Origin of the sequence: Burkholderia sp. ABCPW 111, assembly GCF_000773065.1 — a bacterium.
GTDB lineage: Bacteria > Pseudomonadota > Gammaproteobacteria > Burkholderiales > Burkholderiaceae > Burkholderia > Burkholderia savannae.
In genome coordinates, this window is sequence record NZ_JPWT01000001.1 from 57,879 (window position 1) to 81,572 (window position 23,694).

21 protein-coding genes and 2 pseudogenes are annotated in these 23,694 nt (G+C 65.5%); 9 read left to right on the forward strand and 14 right to left on the reverse strand.

What is annotated here, in order from left to right; all coding sequences use genetic code 11:
* Positions 1-19: 19 nt before the first annotated feature.
* The 9 genes from X946_RS00205 to nosZ form a co-directional block, all read right to left on the reverse strand.
* Entirely contained in the window at positions 20-2,152 is a 2,133-nt protein-coding gene (locus X946_RS00205; RefSeq protein WP_038742914.1) for a 4Fe-4S binding protein, read from the reverse strand.
* 72 nt (positions 2,153-2,224) lie between these two features.
* Positions 2,225-2,752, reverse strand: coding sequence for a c-type cytochrome (locus X946_RS00210; protein WP_038742916.1), 528 nt, complete (start codon positions 2,750-2,752; stop codon positions 2,225-2,227).
* Positions 2,753-2,775: 23 nt separating this feature from the next.
* Positions 2,776-3,195 carry a hypothetical protein gene (locus tag X946_RS00215; RefSeq protein ID WP_038743299.1) on the reverse strand — a complete coding sequence of 140 codons (420 nt, stop codon included), beginning with the start codon at positions 3,193-3,195 and terminating at the stop codon, positions 2,776-2,778.
* A 2-nt stretch (positions 3,196-3,197) separates the two neighbouring features.
* Positions 3,198-3,467 carry a hypothetical protein gene (locus tag X946_RS00220; RefSeq protein ID WP_038742918.1) on the reverse strand — a complete coding sequence of 90 codons (270 nt, stop codon included), beginning with the start codon at positions 3,465-3,467 and terminating at the stop codon, positions 3,198-3,200.
* A gap of 10 nt (positions 3,468-3,477) precedes the next feature.
* Positions 3,478-4,008 carry a nitrous oxide reductase accessory protein NosL gene (locus X946_RS00225; RefSeq protein ID WP_038742920.1) on the reverse strand — a complete coding sequence of 177 codons (531 nt, stop codon included), beginning with the start codon at positions 4,006-4,008 and terminating at the stop codon, positions 3,478-3,480.
* Positions 4,005-4,838 (reverse strand): ABC transporter permease, encoded by an 834-nt coding sequence (locus X946_RS00230; RefSeq protein WP_038742922.1) that lies wholly within the window; start codon positions 4,836-4,838, stop codon positions 4,005-4,007. Before X946_RS00230 ends, X946_RS00225 begins: the two co-directional genes overlap by 4 nt.
* Positions 4,835-5,749, reverse strand: coding sequence for an ABC transporter ATP-binding protein (locus X946_RS00235; RefSeq protein WP_052144965.1), 915 nt, complete (start codon positions 5,747-5,749; stop codon positions 4,835-4,837). The genes X946_RS00230 and X946_RS00235 overlap by 4 nt, the downstream gene beginning before the upstream one ends.
* Positions 5,746-6,996, reverse strand: a complete 1,251-nt coding sequence (locus X946_RS00240) for a nitrous oxide reductase family maturation protein NosD (protein WP_038742926.1) — start codon at positions 6,994-6,996, stop codon at positions 5,746-5,748. Before X946_RS00240 ends, X946_RS00235 begins: the two co-directional genes overlap by 4 nt.
* 210 nt (positions 6,997-7,206) lie before the next feature.
* Entirely contained in the window at positions 7,207-9,174 is a 1,968-nt protein-coding gene (gene nosZ, locus X946_RS00245; RefSeq protein ID WP_038742928.1) for a TAT-dependent nitrous-oxide reductase, read from the reverse strand.
* A gap of 643 nt (positions 9,175-9,817) precedes the next feature.
* Between nosZ and X946_RS00250 the strand changes: the two genes are divergently transcribed.
* From X946_RS00250 to X946_RS00270, 5 genes and pseudogenes are all read left to right on the forward strand, one after another.
* Positions 9,818-10,855 carry an FAD:protein FMN transferase gene (locus X946_RS00250; RefSeq protein ID WP_235363973.1) on the forward strand — a complete coding sequence of 346 codons (1,038 nt, stop codon included), beginning with the start codon at positions 9,818-9,820 and terminating at the stop codon, positions 10,853-10,855.
* A 20-nt stretch (positions 10,856-10,875) separates the two neighbouring features.
* Positions 10,876-11,826, forward strand: a complete 951-nt coding sequence (locus X946_RS00255; protein WP_038743301.1) for an ABC transporter ATP-binding protein — start codon at positions 10,876-10,878, stop codon at positions 11,824-11,826.
* Entirely contained in the window at positions 11,823-12,563 is a 741-nt protein-coding gene (locus X946_RS00260; RefSeq protein WP_038742932.1) for an ABC transporter permease, read from the forward strand. The genes X946_RS00255 and X946_RS00260 overlap by 4 nt, the downstream gene beginning before the upstream one ends.
* A 534-nt stretch (positions 12,564-13,097) precedes the next feature.
* The gene (locus X946_RS00265; RefSeq protein WP_145986767.1) at positions 13,098-13,670 is read left to right on the forward strand and encodes a fascin domain-containing protein; all 573 of its coding nucleotides are present in this window, start codon (positions 13,098-13,100) and stop codon (positions 13,668-13,670) included.
* A gap of 808 nt (positions 13,671-14,478) precedes the next feature.
* Positions 14,479-15,704: pseudogene (locus X946_RS00270) on the forward strand (trypsin-like serine peptidase).
* A 329-nt stretch (positions 15,705-16,033) separates the two neighbouring features.
* Here X946_RS00270 and X946_RS00275 read toward each other — a convergent pair.
* The 3 genes and pseudogenes from X946_RS00275 to X946_RS00285 form a co-directional block, all read right to left on the reverse strand.
* On the reverse strand, positions 16,034-17,029 hold the full coding sequence (locus tag X946_RS00275) for an AraC family transcriptional regulator (protein WP_038742935.1): 996 nt from the start codon (positions 17,027-17,029) through the stop codon (positions 16,034-16,036).
* Complete coding sequence (locus tag X946_RS00280; RefSeq protein ID WP_038742938.1) at positions 17,026-18,084, reverse strand: NAD-dependent epimerase/dehydratase family protein; 1,059 nt, start codon at positions 18,082-18,084, stop codon at positions 17,026-17,028. The genes X946_RS00275 and X946_RS00280 overlap by 4 nt, the downstream gene beginning before the upstream one ends.
* A gap of 117 nt (positions 18,085-18,201) precedes the next feature.
* Positions 18,202-18,896: pseudogene (locus tag X946_RS00285) on the reverse strand (IS3 family transposase); the annotation flags it as partial.
* Positions 18,897-19,235: 339 nt separating this feature from the next.
* On the opposite strand from X946_RS00285, the gene X946_RS29690 reads away from it, so the two are divergent.
* From X946_RS29690 to X946_RS29695, 4 genes are read left to right on the forward strand one after another with little or no spacing between them, the layout of a single operon-like run.
* Positions 19,236-19,493, forward strand: a complete 258-nt coding sequence (locus X946_RS29690; protein ID WP_226377224.1) for a hypothetical protein — start codon at positions 19,236-19,238, stop codon at positions 19,491-19,493.
* A gap of 12 nt (positions 19,494-19,505) precedes the next feature.
* Entirely contained in the window at positions 19,506-19,976 is a 471-nt protein-coding gene (locus X946_RS00290; protein ID WP_038742940.1) for a DUF2778 domain-containing protein, read from the forward strand.
* A complete protein-coding gene (locus X946_RS00295; RefSeq protein ID WP_038742942.1) occupies positions 19,973-20,233 on the forward strand; it encodes a hypothetical protein in 261 nt (86 codons plus the stop codon). The genes X946_RS00290 and X946_RS00295 overlap by 4 nt, the downstream gene beginning before the upstream one ends.
* Before the next feature lie 2 nt (positions 20,234-20,235).
* Positions 20,236-20,529: a hypothetical protein gene (locus X946_RS29695; RefSeq protein ID WP_226383117.1), complete on the forward strand. Its 294-nt coding sequence runs from the start codon at positions 20,236-20,238 to the stop codon at positions 20,527-20,529.
* Between the two features lie 457 nt (positions 20,530-20,986).
* On the opposite strand, the gene X946_RS29705 is transcribed toward X946_RS29695, so the two are convergent.
* Entirely contained in the window at positions 20,987-21,631 is a 645-nt protein-coding gene (locus tag X946_RS29705; RefSeq protein ID WP_038742946.1) for a response regulator, read from the reverse strand.
* A complete protein-coding gene (locus tag X946_RS00310; RefSeq protein WP_152611590.1) occupies positions 21,628-23,550 on the reverse strand; it encodes a sensor histidine kinase in 1,923 nt (640 codons plus the stop codon). The genes X946_RS29705 and X946_RS00310 overlap by 4 nt, the downstream gene beginning before the upstream one ends.
* Positions 23,551-23,694: the final 144 nt, after the last annotated feature.

Consider the following 23,694-nt stretch of genomic DNA (forward strand, 5'->3'; position numbering starts at 1 on the left):
CGGCGGCGCGCGGCGGACCTCAGATCCGCTCGATCGGTATGTATCGGCCGTCCTTGCCGATGGGCGTCACCGGCAGGCCGGCCTTCTCGCGGCGCTTTCGTTCCTTCGCGAGCGGCGGGCAGCTGTGCGCGTCGTAGTACATGACCATGCAGTCGAGGCACAGCAGGCATTCCATCGGATCGATCCGGCCGGCGGCGTCGATCGCCTGCGAGCCGCAGCCGACCGCGCACGTATGGCAGCTCGTGCATTCGGGCTTGCGGCGCAGCTTGAGGAGCCGCAAGCGCCCGGGCAGCGCGAGGCTCGCGCCGAGCGGGCACAGATACTTGCAGAACGGCCGCTCGATGAAGATCGACGCGCCGACGACGAGCGTCCAGAACAGCATGAAAGGCCACGAGCGGTTGAGGACGCCGACGAGGAAGGTCGTCTTGAACGGCTCGATCTCGGCGAGCTTCTCGGCCCACGGCATCGAAAAGAACGACACGACGAGCAGCACGACGAACACCGCGTACTTCAGCATGCGCAGCCGGCCGTGCCAGCGCGGCGGCAGCTTGCGCTGCAGGCGCGCGAGGCCTGTTGCGCGCGCGGTCTTGTAGAGCAGCTCGGACAGCGAGCCGAACGGGCACAGCCAGCCGCAGAAGAGGCCGCGGCCCCAGACGATCGCAGTGATCGCGATCGCGATCCAGAACAGGAAGACGAACGGATCGGACAGGAAAAGCCCCCAGTTCCAGCCGCCCGCGAGCGAATGGACGAGCGTGAGTACCTGCGTGATCGACGGCTGCGCCATCTCGTGCCAGCCGGCGAAGCCGATCGCGATCAGCCAGCTCGCGGTCTTCGGCCACGACACCCAGCGCTTGTCCGCGCGCGTCGCGCGGCGCACCCAGCGCTCGCGCGTCGCGAAGAAGAGCGTGACGCCCGCGATCCAGGCGACGAACAGGCCGATCTCGAGATGCTTGGCCGTCCAGGCCTTGCGCCACGCGGGCACGTCTTCGTCGACGCGCGGGCGGCCGCCCGCGAGGAATTCGCCCGGCAGCCAGTACCGGGAGCCGAACGCGGAGAACGTCTTCGCGCCCGTCTCCTCGTCGGACCGGTGGCCGAGGAACACGAACTGCCACGGATACGCGGCGCTGAACCGCGTGCTGCGCACGATGAAAATGCCCGTCTCGTCGAAGGCCGGCGCGCCGGCCGCCTGCATCGCGTACAGATTCAGGTAGTCGGAATCCTTGAACGTGAACGCGTTGATGCCTTGCCGGACCTGGATGCGATCGTAGATGCCGCCGCGCACGAAGCCCGAGCCCTTGAACGACTCGGTGCCGTTCGCGACGACGAACAGCGCGTGCTCGCCCGGTTTCAGCCGGCTCATCAGTTGCGCGTATTCGTAGTCGCCGAGGATGCTCTTGCCGATCGCGGGCGCGTTCAGATAGCCGTAGTAGAGATCGAGATAGGGCGCGCCCGTGTCCGGCGCGCCGACGTCGGCCGGCCGGATCGCGAGATGCGCGAGCGCGCCGCGCTCGACGAGCGTCCGCCACGCATAGCGCGTGTTCGACGGCAGCAGCCTCGCCTGCGGCAGCACTGTTTCCTTCACGATGCCGACCTGGCTCGCGATCGCGACCGCGCAGCGCGAGATCAACTGATTCTCGGCGATCACGGTGACGGTCGCGCCCGAGATCGCGTCGACGCTCGTCGCGCCCGCGTCGCCGTTGCCGATTTCGAGCCGCGCGCCCGCGAACTTGCCGACGTACTGGCGCAGGAACGCGAGCAGCTTGCTTTCAGGAATCCCGACGAGCAGGATCGGCTCGCTGTGCTTGAGCACGCGCACGCCGGTGATCGTGCCTTTCGTGTCCATCCCGATCAGCGTGACGATCGGCTTGCCCGAATAGCCCTGGATGTCGACGATGTCGGTCGACAGGAACACGTAGCCCTTCAGCGTGCGTGTGCGCCCGTCGTCCGCGTAAGCGTCGACGTACGGCGGGCTGCCCTTGCGCGCCGAGAACGCGTTGGCGCCCGGCAGCACGGACGCGCAATCGGTCCACTTGCACATCTCGGGCTGGCTGAAGAGTTCGGGCGGCAGCTCCTGCTCGTAGATCGACGCGACGCCGGGGCGGGCCGCCGCGACGAGGAGCGCGAACAGGATGATCCGGAACAGTGCTTTCATGTTGGTCACTTTGACGAAGGCGCGGGCGCGGGCGCGACGTCGATCGCGCCCGCGTCGCCGGCGGCGGTGCGGTCAGTGCGCCTTGGCGACCATGAAGTCGACCGCGGCCTCGACCTCGTTGTCCTTCAGGCTCGGATTGCCGCCGCGCGGCGGCATCGTGCCCTTGCTGCCGGTGAAGCCTTCGAGTGCGTGCTTGTACAGCGTCGGCTTGCCTTGCGCGATGCGCGGCGCCCAGTCGTCCTTGTTGCCGGCGATCGGCGCGCCGGCCGCACCCGTCTGGTGGCACATGAAGCACACGCTCTTGAACACTTTCTCGCCAGCGGGGTTCGGCGCGTCCGCGGCGGTGGTCGGGGCCGCCGCGGCTGCATTGGCCGCGGGCGCCGGGTCGCTCGAAGGCGCGGGCGCGGCCGGCGCGGCGGACGGCGCGGAAGCGGCCCCGGCGCTCGCGCCGGCAGACGCGTCGACCGTGACCGAAGCGGCGGGCGCGATCGATGCCGACGACGCGGCGGGCGGCGCGCCGCCGTCGCGCTTGCCGCAGCCCGACAGGCCGAGCGCAAGCGCGAATCCGACGGCGGCGATCGACAGGTTTCGAATCTTCATGGTTTTTCCTCGTATCAGGGGAGTCAGGATGTAACGGCCCGCGCATCGGACGAGCCGTGCGCGGACGGGGGTTCGTGGCCGAGCAGCGGCGCGTCGGCAAGCCGTTCGATCAGCACGCGGACGTTGCGCCACGGCTCGGCGCCGATCTTGGTGACGGGATCGGCGACGACGCGCCCGTCCGGCGTGTGCAGATGATTCGGGTGCGCGGCGTCCGACGGCGCGCGGGCGTCGACGCCCGCGGGGCGCGGCGCGGTGTCGATGCGCATCTCGGCGTCGCCCCAGCGCCAGGCGATCGCGTATTCGTGCGGGCCCGCGATGCGCAGCGTCAGCTCGACGCCGTTCGCGAGGCTCACGTCGAGCGCGTCGCGGCGCAGCGTGACGGACGCGACGCGCGTCGCGTCGAACGTGGTCTCGATGCGCTCCTTCAGTTCGATGTGCAGCATCGTCATGCTCCTTGCGCGAGCAGCAGCGCGCGCAGTTGCTCGCGGATCGTCTCGCGCGTGTGGGTGAGCGTCTTCGCGGCGACGTAGTGCTCGTACGCCGGGTGTTCGTCGACTTCGCCCGCCGCGATCCGCGCGAGCAGCGCCGCTTCGTCGGCCGCGCCGAATTCGGCGAGGAGGCGCTTGCGATCCTCGCGCAGGTCGTAGAGCAGGCGGCTCAGCGCGTCGATCTGCTGCGCCGCCTCGTTGGGCAGGTTGCGGAAGAAATGCGTCATCTCGTCGTCCTCACATCGTCTGGTCCTTGACGACGCCGCCATCCGTCGTCGCCATCTCGGGGGTGATCTCGTCGAAGCGGTAGAGCTTGCCGCCCTCGGTTTGCGCGAAGCGCGCGGCGTCGGCTTCGGAGGCGAACGACGCGAATGTCTGGCCCATCGCGCCGAGCTTCTTCGAGCCGATCACGTAGATCGCGCGCTTGGCGTCGATCCAGTGGCCGACCGGGTGCCGCCAGTCGGCCGCGGCCATGTCCTGCACGTAGAGCGCGCGGACCTTGCGGTCGTGCTCGGGGCGCAGATAGACGGAGAAGAGGCCGAGCGTGTCGCAGAAGAAGTCCGGCTGGCCGTCCGCGTAGACGATCTGCGCCTTCGGGCCCGGGTAATCCTTCAGGCTCATGCCGTCGAGCACGCTGACGGTCGCGTCGGTGATTTCGCGCGGCGCGGGCGGCGTTTGCGCATCGTGGCCGCAGGCGGCGACGAGGGCAGCGGCGGCGAGCGCGGCGACGGCCGTCCTCACGGCGGCGGGGATGCGGCGGTGTTTCATCGATTGAATCTCCAGGCGGCGAGGCCGAGCGGCGCCACGATCCACGCGAGCATGACCGGGCCGAGAAAGAGCGGCGACGCGAGCGCGGCGGGAAACGCGCTGACGGCGCCGAACATCGTATGCAGATCGCCCGGGCCGAAGATGTTCAGGATGCGGAACACGTCGGCGGGATTGAGCAGCAGCAGCGGCGGCAGCAGCGGGCCGATCCCCGCGCCGCCCGTGAGCACGAGCGCGCCGAGCAGCAGCAGGTCGTAGACGAGCACGAAGAAGAACCACAGCGCGATCGCGACGCCGCTCGCCGACGTGCGGCTCGCGCAGAACGCCGACGCGCACACGGCGATGCTCAGGAACACCCAGCCGAGCAGCACCGCGCTCACGACGAAGCCCGCGTACTGATACCAGTCGGCGACGGGCACGCGCGCGGCGATCACCGCGCCCGCCGCGCCGAAGCCCGCGAGCGTCGCGCAGGTGAGGGCGGCCGCGAGGCCGGCGTACTTGCCGACGAGCAGCTCGGTGCGGGTGAGCGGATACGACAGGAGCAGGTTCAGCGTGCCGCGCTCGCGCTCGCCGACCAGCGCGTCGAAGCCGAGGATGAGCGCGATGAGCGGCAGCAGGTAGATCGTGAGGCTCACGAGGCTCGCGATCAGCGGCTCGATGCCGTGAAAACCGACGGCGCCTTGCGCGGCCGCGCCGAAATACGAGATCGCGAGCGTGAATGCGGCGAACACGAGCGAGACCGCGAGCACCCAGCGGTTGCGGATGCGGTCGTGGAACTCCTTGCCCGCGATCACGCGGATTTGCGCCCACGGCGGGCGAGCGGGCGTACTCATGCGTTCACCTCGTATCCGGCGTAGCCGAGGAACACGTCTTCGAGCGACGGTTCGTGAATGTGCAGGTCGACGATGCGCGCGGCGAGCGGCGACAGCGCGGCGATCGCCGCCATCTTTGCGTGTTGCGGGCAGGCGAACGCGATCCGGCGGCCGCGGATCGTCGGTTCGCCGAACGGCGCGCGGCGCAGCGCGGCCTCGACGGCGCGCGTGTCGTCGTCGCGCAGCACGAGCTCGATCGTGAGCGGCAGGTTGGTCTCGCCGCGCAGCGCGTCGACGCTGCCCACCGCCTGCAGCCGGCCCGCGCGCACGATCGCGAGGCGATCGACGCGCTGCTGGATCTCGGCGAGGATGTGCGACGTGATGACGATCGTCGCTCCCGCGCGCTGCCGCTCGCGAAGAATCCGGTAGAACGCGCGGATGCCTTCCGGATCGAGGCCGTTTGTCGGCTCGTCGAGGAACAGCAGGCGCGGATCGCCGAGTAGCGCCTGCGCGAAGCCGAGCCGCTGCTTCATGCCTTTCGAGTATTCGCGAACCTTGCGCGCGGCCGCGCGGGCGAGCCCCACTTCTTCCAGGAGCGGCGCGCACGCGGCCGGCTCGACGCCTTTGAGCCGCGCGAAGAAGCGCAGCGTCTCGAGCCCCGTCAGGTTGTCGTAGAGCACGACGTTTTCCGGCAGATAGCCGAGCGTGCGCCGGATCGCGAGAAACCGCGCGCCGCGCGCGGACACGCCTTCGATCCGCACGTCGCCCGCGTCGGCGGCGACGAGGCCGAGCATCAGCTGGAACAGCGTGCTCTTGCCCGCGCCGTTGCGGCCGATGAGGCCGAACAGCTCGCCCGGCGCGATCGAGAGATCGACGCCGTCGATCGCGCGCACCGCGCCGAATGTCTTGACGACGCCTGTCAGCTCGATCATCGCTTGCCCGCCCATTGTTGCCAGCCGGCGTGCGCGGCGCGCATGCGCGGCGCGTCGTCGACGACGCTTGGCACCGCGAGCAGCGGAAATTGCCGCGCGACGACGCGCAGCGCCTGCACGGCCGGGCTGTTCATCAGCACCTTGACCGACGGCACGCGCCAGGTCAGCCGGTCGACGAGATCGTTCGCCTTGTACGGCACGTCGCCGACGCCGCGGCCGCGTGGGTCCCAGCCGATGTAGTTGCTCCAGTAGTTGCCGGGCCACGCGACGTCGGCCGCGGCGACGTAGCGGATCTGCTCGCGGTTGCCGGCGAAATCGTTGCCCGTCACGTCGTTGTGGATCGAGCCGCCCCACAGATGCACGCCGACCTTGTTGTCGACGACGAGGTTGCCGCGGATCGTGTTGTACTCGGCGTCATAGACGAAAAAGCCGCGCTGGTTGCCGGCGACGACGTTGTTCTCGATCAGCGAATCCTGGATCGTGCGCAGCATGATGCCGTGATCGGTGTTGCCCCAGACCGTGTTGTTCCGCACGATCTGATTGCGCGCCTCCATGATCGCGAGGCCGCCTCGGTTGTGATACACGTCGTTGCCGTCCCAGACGTTGTAGTAGGAGTTCATGTAGTGCGTGCCGTAGCGCACGTCGTGGATCGTGTTGCGCTCGAAGCGCGCGTGATGCGACACGTCGACGTAGATGCCGTCGCGCGCGTAGCTGATCGTGTTGCCGACGATGCGCGCGCCCGTCGTGTTGTAGAGCTGGATGCCGTTGCCGCGCTTCGGCGACAGGAAATCGCGCTTGCCGACGATCACGTTGTCGGTGACTTGCACGTCGGCCGAGCGCTCGATCCACATGCCGAACAGGTTGTAGACGAGCTCGCAGTGGTCGATGCGCGCGCGGTCGGAGCCCGGTTGCACGTAGACGCCCGCGTTCTGCGCGGTCAGGTCGGCGCCGCTGTCGACGATCGACAGGCCGCTGATCGTCACGTCCGGCGCGGCCACGCGGATCACGTCGCCGGAAAGGCGCCCGTCGATCGTCGGGCGGCCGACACCGCGCAGCGTGAGGCGCTTGTCGATCGTCAGGTTCTCCGCGTAGCGGCCGGGATGCACGAGCACCGTATCCCCCGGCCGCGCGGCGGCGAGCGCCGCGCCGATGCGCTCGCCGGGATGCACGGCGAGCGTCGCCGCGAACGCGGCGTGCATCAGCAGCGGCGCGGCGGCGAGCGTCGCGAGAACGTGGGGAGTGGGCATTGTTTTCCGTTTCGTCAGGGCGTCGGCGTTTTTCGCTTCGTTCGCTTCGTTTGCTTCGTTTGCTTCGTTTGCTTCGTTTGCTTCGTTCGCTTCGCGCGCGGGCCGCCGGCGGCTCGCGTCGTCCCGGACGGCGGCGTGCTCGGCCGGGCGCGAAGCCCCGGTTCCCGTCGCCGCCGCCCGCGCGGCACCTGCCGCCGGCGTGCGAGCGCGCTATGCTTCGACGAGCATTCGCGAGCGCATCTCGAGGTGCAGCGCGTGACAGAAGTTCGTGCAGAAGCACCAGAACACGCCGGGCTTGTCCGCGACGAACGTCACCGACTGCGTTTGCTGCGGATGCACGACGAAGTTGATGTTGTAGAAAGGGATCGCGAAGCCGTGCGTCAGGTCTTCGACCTTGTCGAGATTGGTCAGGATGATCGTGACCTCGTCGCCTTTCTTCACGGTCCATTCGCGCAGCCCGAAAGTCGGCGCCTGCGACGTCAGGTAGACGGTGACCTTCCTGCCGTGCCGCTCGACGCGGCTGTCCTTCGCGTTCTTCACCGCGAGCGGGAACTCGTCGAGGTTGTAGATCTGCCGCGTCTTGATGATGTCGCGGCGCACGACGATCGAATCGTGCGGCTCGGGATACGTCGGATGATCGGCGACGAGCTGCATCTTCTCGCCGCTGATGTCGATCAGTTGCGCGCTGTCCGGATGCAGCGGGCCGACGGGCAGGTAGCGGTCCTTCGAGAACTTGTTGTCCGAGATGAAGAATTTGCCGTCCGGCTCCTTCGTCTCGCCCATCGACGTGAAGCCGTGGCCCGGCTGATAGTGGACGTCGATCCGGTCGACGACCACCTTCGCCGCCTTGTCGCCCTTGTACGCCTTGATCGCCTCGTCGAGACTCCACTTGACGATCTGGCTGTCGAGAAAGAGCGTCGTGTACGCGTAGCCCTTGCCGTCGAAGCCTGTGTGCAGCGGCCCGAGCCCGATCTCGGGCTCCGCGACGACCGCGTCGCGCGGCTCCTTCAGCTCGCCCGCGAACCACTTGAGCATCAGCTCGTGCGAGATCAGCGTCGCGGTCGGCGAGAGCTTGCCCGCGCACGCATAGTACTTGCCGTCGGGCGAGACGTTCACGCCGTGCGGGTTCTTCGGCACGGGCACGTAGCAGGTGAGGGCGGTTTTCGGATCGGCGTTCGCCGCATGCGTGCCGTCGACGACGGGCACGGGCGAATTGCCGATGCGAAACGTCTTGCCGTTCTTCACCGCTTCCTCGATGCGCGCGACGTTGAAGAACACGCACGCGTCGCGTTCGGCCGCCATCATGTCCTCGTAATGGACGCCGTTCTCGGTGTTGTACTGGTTCGAGCACGCGAGCTTGCCGTCGTACGACGTCGCGACGAGATCCATGTTGCCGTCGATCTTCACCTGCCAGCGCGGCTGCATCGTCTTCGCGTCGACGCACGTGAAGAGGCAGTAGTACTTCTTCGGATCGTTCAGGTCGCGGCCGTCGTTCGGATGCGGAATGTGGAACTCGTTGCCGCAGAACACGCGCGTCGTGTAGTTGATCTTGTCGTCGAGCGGGTCGCGCTTGTCCGGGAAGATGCCGTGGAAGCCCTGCACGTTCGGCAACGGCGTGATCGCGTCGCATTCCATCGTGTCGAGGCGCACGCGCGCGATCCGCGCGTTGATCTTGTCGTTGACGAAGATGTACTTGCCGTCGTACGTGCCGTCCGCATACGACATGTGCACGTGGTGCGTGTCGCCCGTGAAGTAGTCGAGCTGGCCGTTGGCCTTCGTGCCGATGATCTTGCGCGATTCGTTCGTGATGCCCCAGCCGGACATGCAGTCGATGTTGTAGACGGGAATGCGCCGTATCTCGCGGCCGGACGGCAGGCCGTGCACGCGGATGTCGCCCGAGTGGCCGCCGCTCGAGAACACGTAGTACGTGTCGAGCTTGCCCGGATGCACTTCGTACTTGCCGAAGTCGATCGCGGCGGCGGGGCTCGCGCCGCTCGCCGCGCTCGCGCTCGTGCCGCCCGCGGCGGCGGGCGCGTCGCCGCCCTTGTTGCAGCCGGCGAGGCCGAGCGACAGGCTCGCGCCCGCGAGCCCGGCGACCGCCGACGACGCGAGGAACTTGCGCCGCCGCGCGTCCTGCGGCGCCGCCGCGTCTTCAGTGTTTGCCTTGGTATTAGCCATCACATTCTCACTTATCGTTTCGATTCAGCGCCAAGCAACCGGTAGCTTTACTTCGATTTCAGAAATACGGGTTTCCTGGTGACTGGATATGCACCGCATTGCGGCAAAATGTCACTCAATAGCCTCAATCTCCTTTCATCTCAAGGGCAAATGAAAATAAAACAAAAAATAAGGATTATGAAACTTATTTATTCATCGTGATTTGAACGGAAAGATTTCCGTCGCTAGTGTCGTAGCTCGCCTATTCATGAGAAATGATCTGGATCAAGAAGGGGTATTGGCGATGAATGTTTTCTGGCATCGTCGCGGGTGCGCTTGAACGGCGTCAAACCGGATGCGCGAAACACGGCCGGAGGGAGGAGGCGAAGTGCGGGTTCGACGCAACTTGACGCGGTTTTACGGCACTTTAAACGTCTGATGAATGATGCGAAAAGACGCTGCCGACATGCGGCACCCGGACGCAGCGGACCGCCGGCCAAGAAATCGCTGTCGGACCTTTCGCCGGCCCAATTTGATTTGAATCAAACCAAAAAGTAACCGGGAAAAATAATAATTCGCCATTGGCCGGATGAAATTCGGTCATCGAGCTTCATGGTGAAAAACTGATTCGAGTGCATTTAAATTGTCTGCTTTTAGGAAAACCATTGGCCTGTCGCTGACGGCCATTATCGGTATCGCCTTTGCGCTCTGGCTGACGCTCAGAGCGCCGGAGGTTTATGTCCAGGGCACTTATGTATTCGGCACGCGCATGCAATTGGCGCTCTACGGCGTGCCGCTCGATCGCGCGCAGCAGGCGACGAACGCGGTGTTCGCGCATTTCCAGGCGATGCATCGCGGGCTGCACGCGTGGCAGCCGTCGGACGTCACGCGGCTCAATCGAAGCCTCGCGGCGGGCGAGCCGTTTCACGCGCCCCCCCAGCTCGCCGCGATCCTGCGCGCGGCGCGCCGTTTGTCGATCGACACACAGGGGCTTTTCGAGCCGGGCATCGGACGGCTGATCCGGCTCTGGGGCTTCCAGTCCGATCAGTTCGACGTGAAGCCGCCGTCGCGCGACGCGGTGCAACGCGAAACGGCGCGGCATGCGCGCATCGAGGATCTCGTCATTTCGCCGTCCGGCGTCGTTACGAGCGCGAACCGCGCGATCGCGATCGATCTCGGCGGCTACGCGAAAGGCTGGGCGCTCGACGACGCGGCCGCGATGCTCAAGGCGCAGGGCATCGACAACGCGCTGATCGACGTCGGCGGCAATCTGCTCGCGCTCGGCAGCAAGGGCGGCGAGGCATGGCGCGTCGGCATTCAGGACCCGCGCAAGCCCGGCACGCTCGCGACGCTCGAGCTGCGCGACGGCGAGGCGATCGGCACGAGCGGCGATTACGAGCGCTTCTTCCAGGCGAACGGCGTTCGCTATTGCCACATCATCGATCCGCGCAGCGGCTTTCCCGCGACGCAAAGCGAATCGGTGACCGTGCTCGTCGCGCCCGGCCCGCACGCCGGCGCGCTTTCCGACGGCGCGAGCAAGCCGCCCTTCATCGCGGGACGAGCGGCGATGCCGCTCACGCGCGGGCTCGGCGTCGACGCCGTGCTGATCGTCGATGCGCAAGGGCGCGTGTGGGCGACGGACGCGGTGGCCGCGCGCGTGCGCTTCGCCGATCCGGCGCTGCGCGCCGCTCGCCTCGATTGAGCGACGGGAGCGCCGCCGCGATGTCGCACGGGCCGAGCATCGATTTGCAGGACGTGAACCTCCATCGCGGCGGCCGGGCGATTCTGCGGCGCGTGAGCCTGTCGATCGGATACGGCGAGCTCGTCGCGATGGTGGGGCTGAACGGCGCGGGCAAGACGTCGCTGCTGTCGCTCGTCGCGACGCTCGCCGCGCCGAGCGGCGGGCGGATCTTCGTCGACGGTGTCGACGCGCTCGCGCAGCCGGCCAGGGTGCGCGAGCGAATCGGCGTCGTGTTTCAGGAGTCCGCGCTCGAGCCGCGCCTGTCCGCGCGCGACAACCTGTGGTTCATCGCGCATTGCCAGGGCGTAAGAGGGCGCGCCGCGCGGGCGCGCACGGGCGAGCTGCTCGCGATGCTCGGCCTCGACGCGCACGCGGCGACGCCGGTGCGCTGGCTGTCGGGCGGCCAGCGCCGGCGGCTCGAGCTTGCGCGCGCGCTTGTCGCGAAGCCTCGCGTGCTGCTGCTCGACGAGCCGACGCTCGGCCTCGACGTGGCCGCGCGCGATGCGTTCTGGGCGGAGATCAAGCGGCTCGTCGCCGACGGCTGCGCGGTGCTGTGCTCGACGCATTACACGGAAGAGGCGCGCGACGCCGATCGCATCGTCGTGCTCGATCGCGGCGAGCGGGTCGCGCTCGGCTCGTGGCGTGCGATGCGCGCGCCCGTGCCCGGCGTGATCCGCCTGCGCGTGCCGGATATCGACGCCGCACGCCGCTGGCTCGCCGAGCACGGCTATCCGGTCGAAGTCGACGAAGACAATGTCGTCGTCGCGGGCGCCGATCCGCAGGCCGTGCTGCCGGCGCTGCTGCGACGGATGCCGTGCCGCGTGCTCGGCGCGGATATCGCGGCCCCCGGCCTGAAGGACGTCGTCGGCCACTGGATCGCCGCGCGGCGGCGCGAAGACGCGGCGGCGCCGCGCGCCGGGGAGCGCGCATGAGCGACGTTCTCGCGATCGTCTGGTTCGATCTGAAGCGCTTCTGGGCGTCGCCGCTGCGGATACTGTTCGGGCTCACGCAGCCGCTCCTGTATCTGTTCGTGCTGGGCGCGGCGCTGCGAAGCGGCACCTATGCGGAGATCGGCGGTTACCAGGCGTACATTTTTCCGGGCGTGGTCGGATTGTCGCTGATGTTCACGGCGATCTCGGCCGCAGTCGGCATCGTGCACGACCGCCAGACCGGTTTTCTGAACGCGCTCCTGGTGTCGCCCGTGCGCCGCGTCGACATCGCCCTCGGCAAGATCGGCTCGGGCGCGCTGCTCGCGTGGATACAGGCGCTGCTGCTGCTGCCGTTCTCGCCGGCGATCGGGATCGGCCTCACGGCGCCGCGCCTCGCGCTCCTCGTCGCGGCGATGGCGTTCGCCGCGCTCGTGTTCTCGGCGCTCGGACTCGCGCTCGCGTTGCCGTTCCGTTCGGTGATTGTGTTTCCGGTCGTGTCGAACACGCTGCTGCTGCCGATGTTTTTCCTGTCGGGCGGCCTGTATCCGCTCGACCTCGCGCCGGACTGGATTCGCGCGGCGGCCGCGTTCGATCCCGCCGCTTACGGGGTCGACCTGATGCGCGGTGTGTTGACGACGCAGTTCGCGATCGCGCCGTCCCGCTCGATCGCGGCGCTCGCCGCGTGCCTCGCCGCCGCGGGCTGGCTCGTCGTGCGTCGCATCGGGCGGCGGGACGCTTAGCGCGCGATCCGGGCCCGTCGAGCGGCACGCGTCGGGACGGCGCACGACAGCCGTGCTCAACGTCCGTTTATCCAGAGGTGCAACTAACGGTCTGGCTTCCCATTCAGCCACGTCACACGACTTCGCCCCGTCGATGCGGCGACCTTCCGAAGCTGCCAACAGAGCAGGGCTCTACGACGATTATTCCAAGTCGCCCATATTCACCAGTTCAGATTGTGAATCGATATCCTCGATTAAATGAATCGGCGTTTGAAATTTAACATCCTCGTGCGGAATTGAAGTTTCTATGTTTTCGTTGAAAACGATCTATCGTTCCTGAAGGCATGGAGGGATTTAAAAAATTAAATCCGTATTGATTAAACGGGGTTGAAAACGAAGTGAAATTTCGATGAAACCGGTTTGGCGTCGAGTGTCGCGCGGCCGCTTCGATGGAGGCTGTAAAGAGAAATCGTTTCCATGCCGCGCATTTCTGATCATTCGTTATCGGGTGTTTAATTGGGGGCAAAAATGAATGCAATGCTTTGGAGGCGCCGTTTGGATCACGTCATGTCGGCAATGTTGACCGCCGGAGTCGCGCTGCTCCCGCCTCTCGCCTTCGCGGACGGGGAATCCGCGCCCGGGATGCGGAGTTTGTCGAGCGTGATTGCCGCGCCTGCGGTGCGCAACGCGGTTGGTCCGGCGTGCACGCAAAATGTGTCCATCACGTCGCTCGCCAATCACGACCTCGTATCGACCGAGTTGGGATATGCGGGGAGCGAATATGCGATGTTGCGCGCCCGTGCGACCGCGGCGGGCCCCTGGGAGCAGTACACCGTGTGCAACTACACGAGCGACGGGTATTGGACGATTCAATCGCAAGCGAACGGACTATACGTTTCCGCGGAGCTCGGCTACTCGGGTGGCCAGTACGGGATGCTGCGCGCACGCGCGTCCGTTGTCGGGCCGTGGGAGAAATTCACGTTCGGCGCCTGCGGCCTCGGCTGCACGACGGTCCAGTCGCAGGCGAATGGACTATTCGTCTCGGCGGAACTCGGTTACACCGGTGATCAGTACGGGATGCTGCGCGCACGCGCTTCCGTTGCAGGTCCTTGGGAACAGTTCCGCTAGAGCGATCCGTTTCGCGAGAGGAAGCGCTCGAGTTCGAAGAACTGAGCACAAAAGGGGAATACACGGGGATATCCGTGACTAGCGATGCGACGCTCAGGTCGCCCCGACATCCCGACATCCCGACATCCCGACTCGATTGCGACTGGGCGGCACGGTGTCGAAGGGGATGGGGTGGCTTGCCCGAATGCCGTGCCGCCGTGAAATCGTCTATGTGAGGGCGCGGAGCCAGCGCAGATCTCGACGTGCGCCGGTCGACGTGACGTAACACTCCGGCGAGGGCGATGGGGAGCCTGCCCGGCGGATGACGCCGCTGTCGCACGGCGCGCCGCGGCTCGCCGGACGGATGAATCGAGCTCGCCGCGCAAAACCGAAGCGCCGCGCGCGTGCATGTTGTCTCATGCCGCGATCCCGCGCAGAACCATCCCGGCCGGCTGTACGACGCTCGCGAACGCCGGATGCCGACACTACCATTTCTCTCAGGGGGAATTACTAAAAATAATAACCGTTATGAAATAATATGATATCGCAGGCAGAAAATAAAATGTAAAGTGGATCTACGCCATCTTTCATCTGGACAAAAGACATCTCACATCGATGTCGAAAATCAAAATAAAGTCAACGCTTAAAAGGCAATTCAAATCGACATTCCATCGTGTCCTGTCGGACGACAGGTATTAAATATACTGATAAATCAAAAACCGGCCGTCCAATCGAATTGATCGATCAATAACAAAAAAGAGGCTCGCCCGTGAGCGATGTCGCTCGCGACGGCCTCGCAAAGCGTCTAATTCGCCTGACATTGATCCAAATGTGTGCCGAGGGGCGTTTTAACATTCGAACAAAATTTCGAATCTCGGAAAAAATCATTCAAAAATGCGCCAGGAGATTCAAATGAAACGTTTGATCAAGCAAGTCGCTTTTGCCGCGCTCGGTTCGCTGATCGCGACCAGCGCTGTTGCCCAGCAGATCAAGACGCATGGAGGCGTGACACAGCTCACGTTGCCGGAGCGCGCCGTGCAAGTGGCCGCGATCGATTTCAAGAACGCATTGCCGATGCCGTTGCCGAAGCCGATCGCTGCGCCGCCCACCATGCTGGAATCGCTGATGTACAACGCCAAGCCGACTCTCGGCTTGCCCGGCTACGCGCGAGGCGGCGCGGGCGACGGCAAGCAAAGACCGGTGCAATTGGTGGCGCCCGTCGATTTGAGCCAGACCGGGGTCCAGCCGCAGGAATTCGGCACGTCGAATCAGCCGTACAACACCAGCCAGGTGAACGCATACGGCGACAACACGCAGTATTACTATCCGTTCCGCCCGGCCGGGAAGCTGTTTTTCAACATCGGCTCCGCAACCTATCTGTGCTCCGCATCCCTCATCAAGCCGGGAGTGGTCGTCACGGCGGCGCATTGCGTAGCGAATTTCGGCCAGCGGCAGTTCTATTCGAACTGGGTATTCGTTCCCGACTATAGCAATGGGTCGGCGCCCTATGGGGTATGGAGCGGGGCGTCCGCCACCATCATGACGTCCTACTTCGACGGCTCCGATCCGTGCGCCGTCGCCGGCGTCGTTTGCCAAGACGACGTGGCCGTGATCGTGCTGACGCCGCAAGGCGGAGCGTACGCGGGCAATAGCGCCGGATGGTATGGCTATGGTTGGAACGGATATAGCTACAACTCGTCAGGGCTCGCTCAGATCGACCAGCTCGGTTACCCGGTGGCGCTGGATAACGGCGTCTTCATGGAGCGCAACGGATCGCAAGGTTTCGTGTCCGCCGGCTATTCGAACAACACGATCATCGGATCGCTGATGACCGGAGGTTCGAGCGGCGGCCCGTGGCTCGTCAATCTCGGCATGCCGCCCGCGCTCAACGGCACGGGTTTCGGCAACGCGGCCTCGCACAATGTCGTGGTCGGCGTGACGAGCTGGGGCTATACGGATACGACGGTGAAGCAGCAGGGCGCTTCTCCGTTCACGAGCGGCAACATCGTGGTGCTCGTGAATACCGTATGCGGCAGCACGCCGGCGGCTTGTTGACGGCGATCTGAGGGAGTGCGCCGCGTGCGGCGCTGCGCTCGTCGTGCCGATGCGGCACGACGGCGCGAACGCTGCGCCGCGGCGCATCTTCTTGACTGTTCGGAGTCGAGATCAAAACGACGGTTTGACTCGACGAACGGCCGGAAGGGGCGCGTGGCGCGTCTTCGATCCGAGGATAGGGAAATGTGCGGGCCGCATGTGCCGCGCGTGTCGTTGCTCACGTCTTCATCGCGCAGCGGCCGCCGCAATTGAACGCATCGCCGCTGCAGCGGGCCGCTTGCGGTGGAAGTCACGCGCTGGGGCCGGTCGGCCCGAGGGCGCGTGCCGGCTCAGCGCGTCGCGCGCGTGCGCGCGGCGTCGGGCGTCATGCCCGTCCATGTGCTGAACGCCCGGAAGAACGAGTTCGGATCTTGGTAGCCGAGCAGGAACGCGATCTGGCTGTAGGGTAAATCGGAGCGATCGAGGTAGTGCCACGCGAGCCGCTCGCGCACGTCGGCCAGCACGGCCTTGAAGCTCGCGCCTTCTTCGCCGAGCCGGCGCTGCAGCGTGCGCTTGCTGATCGCAAGCGAGCGCGCGACGTCCTCGGCGGTCGCGAGGCCGCCGGGGATCAGTTCCAGCAGCGCTGCCCGGACCCGCTCGACGATGCCGGCTTCGGCCGACAGCGCGGTCAGGCGCCGACGCAGGTCAGGCTCGAATACTTGCCACATCGCGTCGTTCGCCGTCACGAACGGGCGTCGCGCGTCGCACAGCGCAAAGCTCACGGATGGCGCCGCGCCATAGCGCGGCGTCGCGCCGAAAAAGCGTGCGTAGTCGTCGTGCGGCCGCAGTTGTCGCGGCAGCGTAATCGCGCTCGCAGGCACGCGCAAGCGGGTCGCGATCCGCGCCAGTTTCACGAAGAAGCCGAGTTCGGTCGCGAGCAGCGCGCCGGGGGGCGCGACGTCTTGCTCGACGAAGTCGATGGCGAGCGTGAGCGCGTCCGCCTCCAGTGCGACGCGCAGGCGCAACGGACCGATCAGAGGCTTGAACTGGCTGATGCGCCGTACCGCGACTTCGAGGTTCGGGCTGCACAACGCCGCGAAGATCGGCGGATCGAACGTCTCGACCGATACGTAGTCGAGTATGCGCAGGGGCAGGGGCATCGACGGCTCGCCGGCCATGTCTTCGAACGCCTGCCACAGGCGGAAATACTCGCGGGTCGACAGGCCCGCGTCCGGCCGCGCGAACAGGTCGGGGGGCAACTGCGCGCGCCGCAGCAACTCGTCGACGGATAGATCCAGATCGGCCAGCAATATCCGCCAGCCCGGCGAGATCGCGAAGCGGTTCATCGCCGCAGCTGCCCGGTCTCGACGAGCTGCTGGAAGAAGTCGTTCATCGATTCGGCGAGGGGCCGGTAGCGGATGCCGAGCTCGTTGCGGCTGCGGCTATTGTCGCTGTGCCACGGCAAGCCGACGTTGCGGGCCACCATCCTGCGCGTGACGGCCCGGTTCGCGAGCGGGCCGGCCAGCCAAACGAGCCATTTGGGCAGCACGCGCCGGGGAATCGGGTAGTCGTCGCCATACCGTTCGAGCAGCGTCGCCGCCATCGCCGGCAGGCTGGTATCGTGGCCCGACACGAGGTAGCGGCCGCTCGCGCCCGGCAGGAACGCCGCGCGGACGTGCGCCTCGGCCACGTCGCGCACGTCAACCACGCCGATGCCGAGATCGGGCGCGCCGCTCTTCATCGTGCCGTCTCCCATCTGCCGCACGATCGCGAAGCTCTCGGACGTGCCTTTCGGGTTGATGCCCGGTCCGACGACGAGCGACGGATTGATCGTCACCAGATCCCAGCGCTGCTGCGCGCCCGCGATCTTCCACGCTTCGCGTTCGGCGACCGTCTTGGAATACGAATACGGCTGGTGCGTGAGCGACGAGCTCGTATTCCAGATCGCCTCGGTGAACATGCCGTTCGGCGTGGCGGCGAGATCGGCGTTGTCGCCGTAGATGGCCGCGCAGCTGCTCGTCAGCACGACGCGCCGGACCGACGGCGTGCGGTTCACCGTGTCGAGCACGTTGCGCGTGCCGAGCAGCGCGGGATCGATCAGTTCCTTCTGCGGATCTCGCACGTCGACCTTGAACGGGGATGCGGTATGGAACACGATCCCGCAGCCGGCCATTGCCTGCGCATACGAGCCGGGTTCGAGCAGATCGGCGCGGAAGTAGCGGATCGCGCCGGGCGCGCCGGCCGCGATCCGCTCCAGATGCCTGAGCTTGTCGCGGTCGGCAGGGTCGCGCACAGCCGCGTGAACCGTGAAGCCCGCGTCGAGCAGCCGTTTCACGAGCCAGCCCGCGACGTAGCCGGTTGCGCCGGTCACCATGACCGGGGTGTCGGTGTTGATGTCCATCGTCGTCGATTCCACTTCACATGATGTTCGACATGATGCCGGCTTTCACGCGCGCCGTAACTCGCCAAGCGCGCCAATCGGCATGCGCGGCGCGCCATGGTGAGCGCACGCGCGGATCGTCTTGCGAGCGCTGTGGTGTCGTTCGTTGTCTGCGAGAGACGGGGCTACTCCACATTCAATTTCCGCAGGCGCTTTCGAAACGTTGCCGAAGCGCTGTTCCACAGCCGCCAGCATGACGTCACGCACGACATCGCCGCTATGACCACCGGTCGTCGCCGCCTAACTCATGGCCTCACGGTCGCAGCAATCGAGCGCGAAGGTCACGCGCAGCGGCTCGCCATTGTCACAGCGAAACTCGAAGCCGTCAGAACACCATCGCTGGTTGCTCCTCGGTACAGCCACTTTGCCGTCGTGTCGGCGCTCGATGTGCGGCCGCGCAGGCCTGTGCAGCAGCAAGTCGTGCACGCGCATCACGCGATACACACGTTTGGCGTTGACCGGGGCCTCGCATCGGGACTCCCGCTCGCTTCGCAACAGGCCCCATATGCGCCGATAGCCGTAGCTTGGCAAGTCGGCAACAAGCAATCGAATTGCGTCGACAAGGCTTGCGTCGTCCGACTTGCGAGCGCGTCGTCCGTCTCGCCAATCAGCTGGTCGCGCGAGCTTTGCCGCCACATTCGAGCGCGCTACACCGAGAACATCGCAAACCCGCTTCGCTGCGTGTCCTCCGGCAATGAGGGTGAGCGCGCAATCCATTTTCGCGACTTCATCACCTCCACGGCCTCCCGGAGAATCTCGTTTTCCATGGTCTTTATATGGACGCCTCCGGCTTGCCAAGGTTTGTTGCTCTGTCGAACAGATACAGGCTGCGGTTTTATATCCGGCCCATGCAGGTCGAAGCCCGCTGGCCCCAATGGAATCCGCTGACTCATGCCTCATTTTTGCCACGGACCGTGATGTCGTGTCAGGAGCAAGTCCCTCATTGTGCGCGAGGGCAAGAAATTCGAGAAACTATCAGCGTATCTTGAGGCCGTGCAAGCAAAGCCGTCTGTCCAGTGGCGCAGAGCTTACAAATTTGCGAAGTACGGCAGGTAGGTTGGACGCGGGCCGTGACGTGAACAAAGGGCTTCAGATACCGCTACAATAGTGGCATGCAGAAATTGGGGAACGATATGCTCACTGTTGCATTGCCCGTCGAATTGGAAGCCGCCATCGTAACGGCGGCACACCGGTCAGGCCAGTCCGTTGACGAATATGTGGCCACGGTTTGCGCCGATGCTTTGTCGCTCGAAATGGATCGGGCGCGACTCGATTCGTATCTTTCAGGTACGCCGGCGGTGCAACATGACCGTGTTCGCGCGTGGCTGACTGAACTTGCTTCGGGAAATCGTACCGAATGCCCGCGCTGATCTGGCATCCAGATGCGCTGGAAGACGTTTAATCAGAAATTCTCGACGCTTCAGTGCCCGGGCGTTGGTGCTTTTCCTGCATTTTCGGGAACGAGCGAGGGGCGAGATAATCCGGCGGCAATTGCCAAAAAGGATGTCGGTCCGTTGCCGCCTGGACGCTATTACATCGTCGATAGAGAGTCGGGTGGGCGTTTGGGCAGCATACGCGATTTCGTTTTGGAGCACTTCTACGAAACCGATCGGACGACTTGGTTTGCGCTGTATCGTGCGGACGGCCAAATTGACGATTGGACCTTCATCAACGGCGTGAGGCGAGGGAGCTTCCGCCTTCATCCGAACGGGCCTAGGGGCTTGAGTGAAGGCTGTGTCACTCTGGTGAATCTGCAGGACTTCGTGAAGCTGCGAGCCGCCCTCAAGGCAACGCCCATGATCAGCGTGCCCGGTTTCGCCGGTCGTGCATACGGTACGGTCGATGTTCGATGAAAGCGTCTCGAATCGTGTTTAACGTGGTGGCGACGCTGGCGGTTACGCTGGCGCTCGCCAAGGTGGCCGGGTCGATCCAGTTCGCGCCGTGGGCTACAAATGCCTTGGTTCGTTTTGCGGGGCTCTTCGGTGCGTACGGCGACGAGGGCGTCGAGGATGTTTATCTGGCCTCGTCGTTCCTGGCGTCGCTGATTGTGGCGGTTGCGGTTGTATGTGGCGCGAATCGGCTGTTCCGGCGTCCGAGTGGTGGAAATTGAAGATGCAGCTTGAATTGCTGGAACGGCCGTATCTGTCGGCCCAAGAACTGGCCGATGTGGCTCGGGATATCAGGAATCTCTACTGGGTGATCCGCAACACTCGGCGCGGAATCCATGACGCGAAGCGACGGCGCGTGTATTACAAGATTGCCGAGCATAAAAAACGCCTGCTCATGGCAGGCGTGTCGAAGGAAATGATTTTGGGCTTGCTACGCTGTTGCCGGGCGCGCGATTGTCAGGGACCGGGCTGCTTTGATTGCCCGAATCGTCGCGGTCAGCCTACGTGTAAAAATTGACATAATATCAATTATCAACAATATTGCTGTAGTAGCTTTATAGAAACGTCGCGTTCTAGCCATTTAGAAATGCCGTGCTTTGGACCTCGATACGCTCGCCGGTTCCCCACGACGGAGCCACCTATCAGCGAGCCCGAGGCGCAGCTCGACGGCCGCAAGCTCTGCTGCTCGCGTGGCAAGGTTGTCGGCGGTTCGGGCTCGATCAACGCCCGAACGAACGCTGCCGATCTGAGAGCGGCTGCGCGGATCGACTACGTGCTCGACGACGCCTGCGCTGTCGAACTGGTGCGCATTGCCGCGTGCTGGACGCGAGCATGAGAACGCGCCGCCCATCCAGGTAGCGTTCGCGGAAGATCGCCCTCTGCCGACGCTGGGCGATTTGAAGGCGACGGTCTCGTCAAACTGTGCCCGGAACTTGAGAGCCGAATTTCAATCCCCGCCCCCCCAAGAGAATCCATCAGTTGCCCTCCGTGTCGAGCATCCCTTCCTTGAAGGCAAGCCGCATGAGACCAGTGATATCGCTGACGCCGAGCTTGCGCATCAGGCGCAGGCGATACGTCTCCACAGTCTTGACCGACAGGTGCAACGACTCCGCGATGCTGGCGCTCGTGCGGCCCCGAACCACCAAATTGAGCACCTGACGCTCGCGCAGCGAGAGCGCCACCGCAGGCTCCGGCGCCGCCGCCGACGAGAGCGCCTTCGCCGCGGCGGAGGCGATCTGGGCGCTCCAGTAGTGGCGGCCCGCAACCACGTTGCGCAGCGCCTCGATGACCTCGCCGCCCTTTGATCCCTTGAGTACGTAGCCCATCGCGCCCATCCTCACGGCGTCGAGCACCTGGCGCGGCTGCGAGAGCATGCTCAGCACCAGCACGCGCGACGGCAGCTTGCGGCGGTGCATCTCGCCGAGCAGTTCGAGGCCGGAATGCTCGCCGAGCGACAGGTCGAGCAGTACCACGTCGGGCGGCGCGCGCATGATGTCTCGAAGCACTGCCTGCGGAATCCAGCCCTCGCCCACGACCCGGTATCCGGCAGGTTCGAGCAGCGCGCGCAGTCCGTCTCTCAGCACAGCGTGATCGTCGACCAGATAGATGGTCTGGTTCATGGCGCGTACCTCAACTCGATCGTCGTGCCGCGCCGTCCGGCGCTAGAGCTCACGACAAGTTGCGCACCGATTCCCAGCGCGCGCTCGCGCATGCCCACCAGCCCGAGATGGCCGGGCTTGTGCGCACGTTCGGCGGGCCCGAGGCCGCGGCCGTCGTCGTGCACGCTCAGGACCAGCCCGGGCATGCCCCGTGCATCCAGCCTGACCGCGACATGGCCGCCGCGCGAATGCAGCAGCGCATTGGCAATGGCCTCGCGCGCCACCATGAAGACCGCATATTCGACATCGGGTGCCCAGCGGCGCTCGGCGAGTTCGTCGGCGGCATCGAGCGTCACGCGCACTTCCGGATGCTTTGCCGCCTGCGCCTGCACTTCGTTGTCGAGCGCTACCGCAAGGCCCTGCTCTTGCAATAGCGCCGGCCGCAATTCAACCAGCACTTCGCGCACTTCGCGCATGCCGCGATCGATGAGCGACGAGATCTGCGACCAGCCGTTCTGCACGATAGCGTCGTCGCTCGCGGGCAGACGCGCGCGCACGGCGTCGACGAAGATGCGCAGCGAGGTGAGCGTCTGGCCGAATTGGTCGTGCAGCAATTGCGCGAGACGGCGGTTGGTCTTCTGCTCGGCGTCCATCAGGTCGCGCGTCAACGCGGACAATTGCTCACGATAGCGCTCGACAGCCTGCTCGGACTCGACGCGCTCGGTGACGTCTCGTGCAACGAGCGTGATGAAGCTCCGGCCTTCGACGCTCGTGCGCGTCGCGGAGACTTCGAGGTGCTGCATGCGCCCGTCGTGACCTACGCCCGACAAGGTTCGCCTCGCATCGACAAGCGATCGCAGGCCGTCGCCGCGCGGCAGGATGTCGGGCAGCGGACCGTCCTTCAACTGGGCGGCGCTGCGGCCGAAGACACGTTCGGCCGCAGGGTTGCAGAGGATGACGCGGTCGGCGTCGTCAATGCCGAGAATGACGTCGCTTGCCGCCGACACGATCGCCGAAAGCAGCGCTTCGCTCTCGCGCACCTGCTGTTCGGCGCGCCGGCGTTCGCTCAGGTCGCGCGCCACCATCACGAGCGCGTAGACGACATCGTCGTCGTCACGCTGCGGGTAGAGCCGCAAGTGGCCCCAGAACCGCGTCTCGCGCGTACGTCCGAGCCAGCCTTCGTATTCGGTGCGGTCTCCGTCACGGGCGCGGGCGAGCAGCGATGCGCTCACGCCGCACTCGGCGCCATCCGACGAAAACAGCATCTCGAACGGTAAGCCCAGCGCCTCTTTCGCATGGGAATCGAACAGTGCGGCGGCGTTGCGGTTCCAACTCAGTATGCGGCCCTGGGGCGAGAGCTGGACCATCGCGATATCGACCGCCGCATCGATCAGCAATTCGGCCTGATGCTTGGCGGCGCGCACCGCCTCGCTCAGTTCGCTATGCGTGCCGAGATAGCCGATGAAGCAGTCGCCGTCGAAGAGCGGCGTCGTGTGCCACTGGACCCAGGAAAGGCGCCCGTCGCGCCGCACGTGCACGGCGCGGCCATGCAGCGCAACGCGCTCTTCGCGCATGCGGCGCAGAATTTCTCCGATGACGGTGCGCTGACTCTCCGGAATCCAGAGGCCGATCGGCGACTGACCGGCAAAATCGGACGAGGGGTAACCCGTCATCACCTCACTTGCGAGGTTCTGATAGACGATGCGGAACTGATCGTCATAGAGCACGAGGCCAAGCGGCATATCGCGCAGGAAACGCCATGCGCGGCCGCTGTTGGCGACCGCGAGCGCCGCCGCGCGCGCCTCGCCGACGCGATCGAGGCCGTCTTCCTCGACCTGCCGATACCACAGTTTGGTCGTGCCCCACGGCTCGGCATTCGCGGACGAGGTTTTCGAACTGGCGGGATCGGCCACCGGGGCCGCTGTTTGACGGGTTGCCACGCGCTGCGGTCCTTCACGTTAGGGTCTCGATGAGGGCCGTTCGAGCATAGCCGATTCCACTTCGCATAGGGTAATCGAGCAGCGCGATGTCCGACTTCCCTTACAACGCCCTCACCCGGCGACTTCTAGAATGCGCTCGTCAGT

Bases quoted from the DNA above. Each gene is read 5' to 3' on its own strand.
- X946_RS00220 (WP_038742918.1), bottom strand. From the start codon at position 3,467: ATGACGCATTTCTTCCGCAACCTGCCCAACGAGGCGGCGCAGCAGATC.
- X946_RS00215 (WP_038743299.1), bottom strand. From the start codon at position 3,195: ATGCTGCACATCGAACTGAAGGAGCGCATCGAGACCACGTTCGACGCG.
- X946_RS00230 (WP_038742922.1), bottom strand. From the start codon at position 4,838: ATGAGTACGCCCGCTCGCCCGCCGTGGGCGCAAATCCGCGTGATCGCG.
- X946_RS29690 (WP_226377224.1), top strand. From the start codon at position 19,236: ATGCAGAAATTGGGGAACGATATGCTCACTGTTGCATTGCCCGTCGAA.
- X946_RS00260 (WP_038742932.1), top strand. From the start codon at position 11,823: ATGAGCGACGTTCTCGCGATCGTCTGGTTCGATCTGAAGCGCTTCTGG.
- X946_RS00290 (WP_038742940.1), top strand. From the start codon at position 19,506: ATGCGCTGGAAGACGTTTAATCAGAAATTCTCGACGCTTCAGTGCCCG.
- X946_RS00275 (WP_038742935.1), bottom strand. From the start codon at position 17,029: ATGAACCGCTTCGCGATCTCGCCGGGCTGGCGGATATTGCTGGCCGAT.
- X946_RS00205 (WP_038742914.1), bottom strand. From the start codon at position 2,152: ATGAAAGCACTGTTCCGGATCATCCTGTTCGCGCTCCTCGTCGCGGCG.
- X946_RS00225 (WP_038742920.1), bottom strand. From the start codon at position 4,008: ATGAAACACCGCCGCATCCCCGCCGCCGTGAGGACGGCCGTCGCCGCG.
- X946_RS00210 (WP_038742916.1), bottom strand. From the start codon at position 2,752: ATGAAGATTCGAAACCTGTCGATCGCCGCCGTCGGATTCGCGCTTGCG.
- X946_RS00240 (WP_038742926.1), bottom strand. From the start codon at position 6,996: ATGCCCACTCCCCACGTTCTCGCGACGCTCGCCGCCGCGCCGCTGCTG.
- X946_RS00280 (WP_038742938.1), bottom strand. From the start codon at position 18,084: ATGGACATCAACACCGACACCCCGGTCATGGTGACCGGCGCAACCGGC.
- X946_RS00255 (WP_038743301.1), top strand. From the start codon at position 10,876: ATGTCGCACGGGCCGAGCATCGATTTGCAGGACGTGAACCTCCATCGC.
- X946_RS29695 (WP_226383117.1), top strand. From the start codon at position 20,236: ATGCAGCTTGAATTGCTGGAACGGCCGTATCTGTCGGCCCAAGAACTG.
- X946_RS00235 (WP_052144965.1), bottom strand. From the start codon at position 5,749: ATGATCGAGCTGACAGGCGTCGTCAAGACATTCGGCGCGGTGCGCGCG.
- nosZ (WP_038742928.1), bottom strand. From the start codon at position 9,174: ATGGCTAATACCAAGGCAAACACTGAAGACGCGGCGGCGCCGCAGGAC.
- X946_RS00295 (WP_038742942.1), top strand. From the start codon at position 19,973: ATGAAAGCGTCTCGAATCGTGTTTAACGTGGTGGCGACGCTGGCGGTT.
- X946_RS29705 (WP_038742946.1), bottom strand. From the start codon at position 21,631: ATGAACCAGACCATCTATCTGGTCGACGATCACGCTGTGCTGAGAGAC.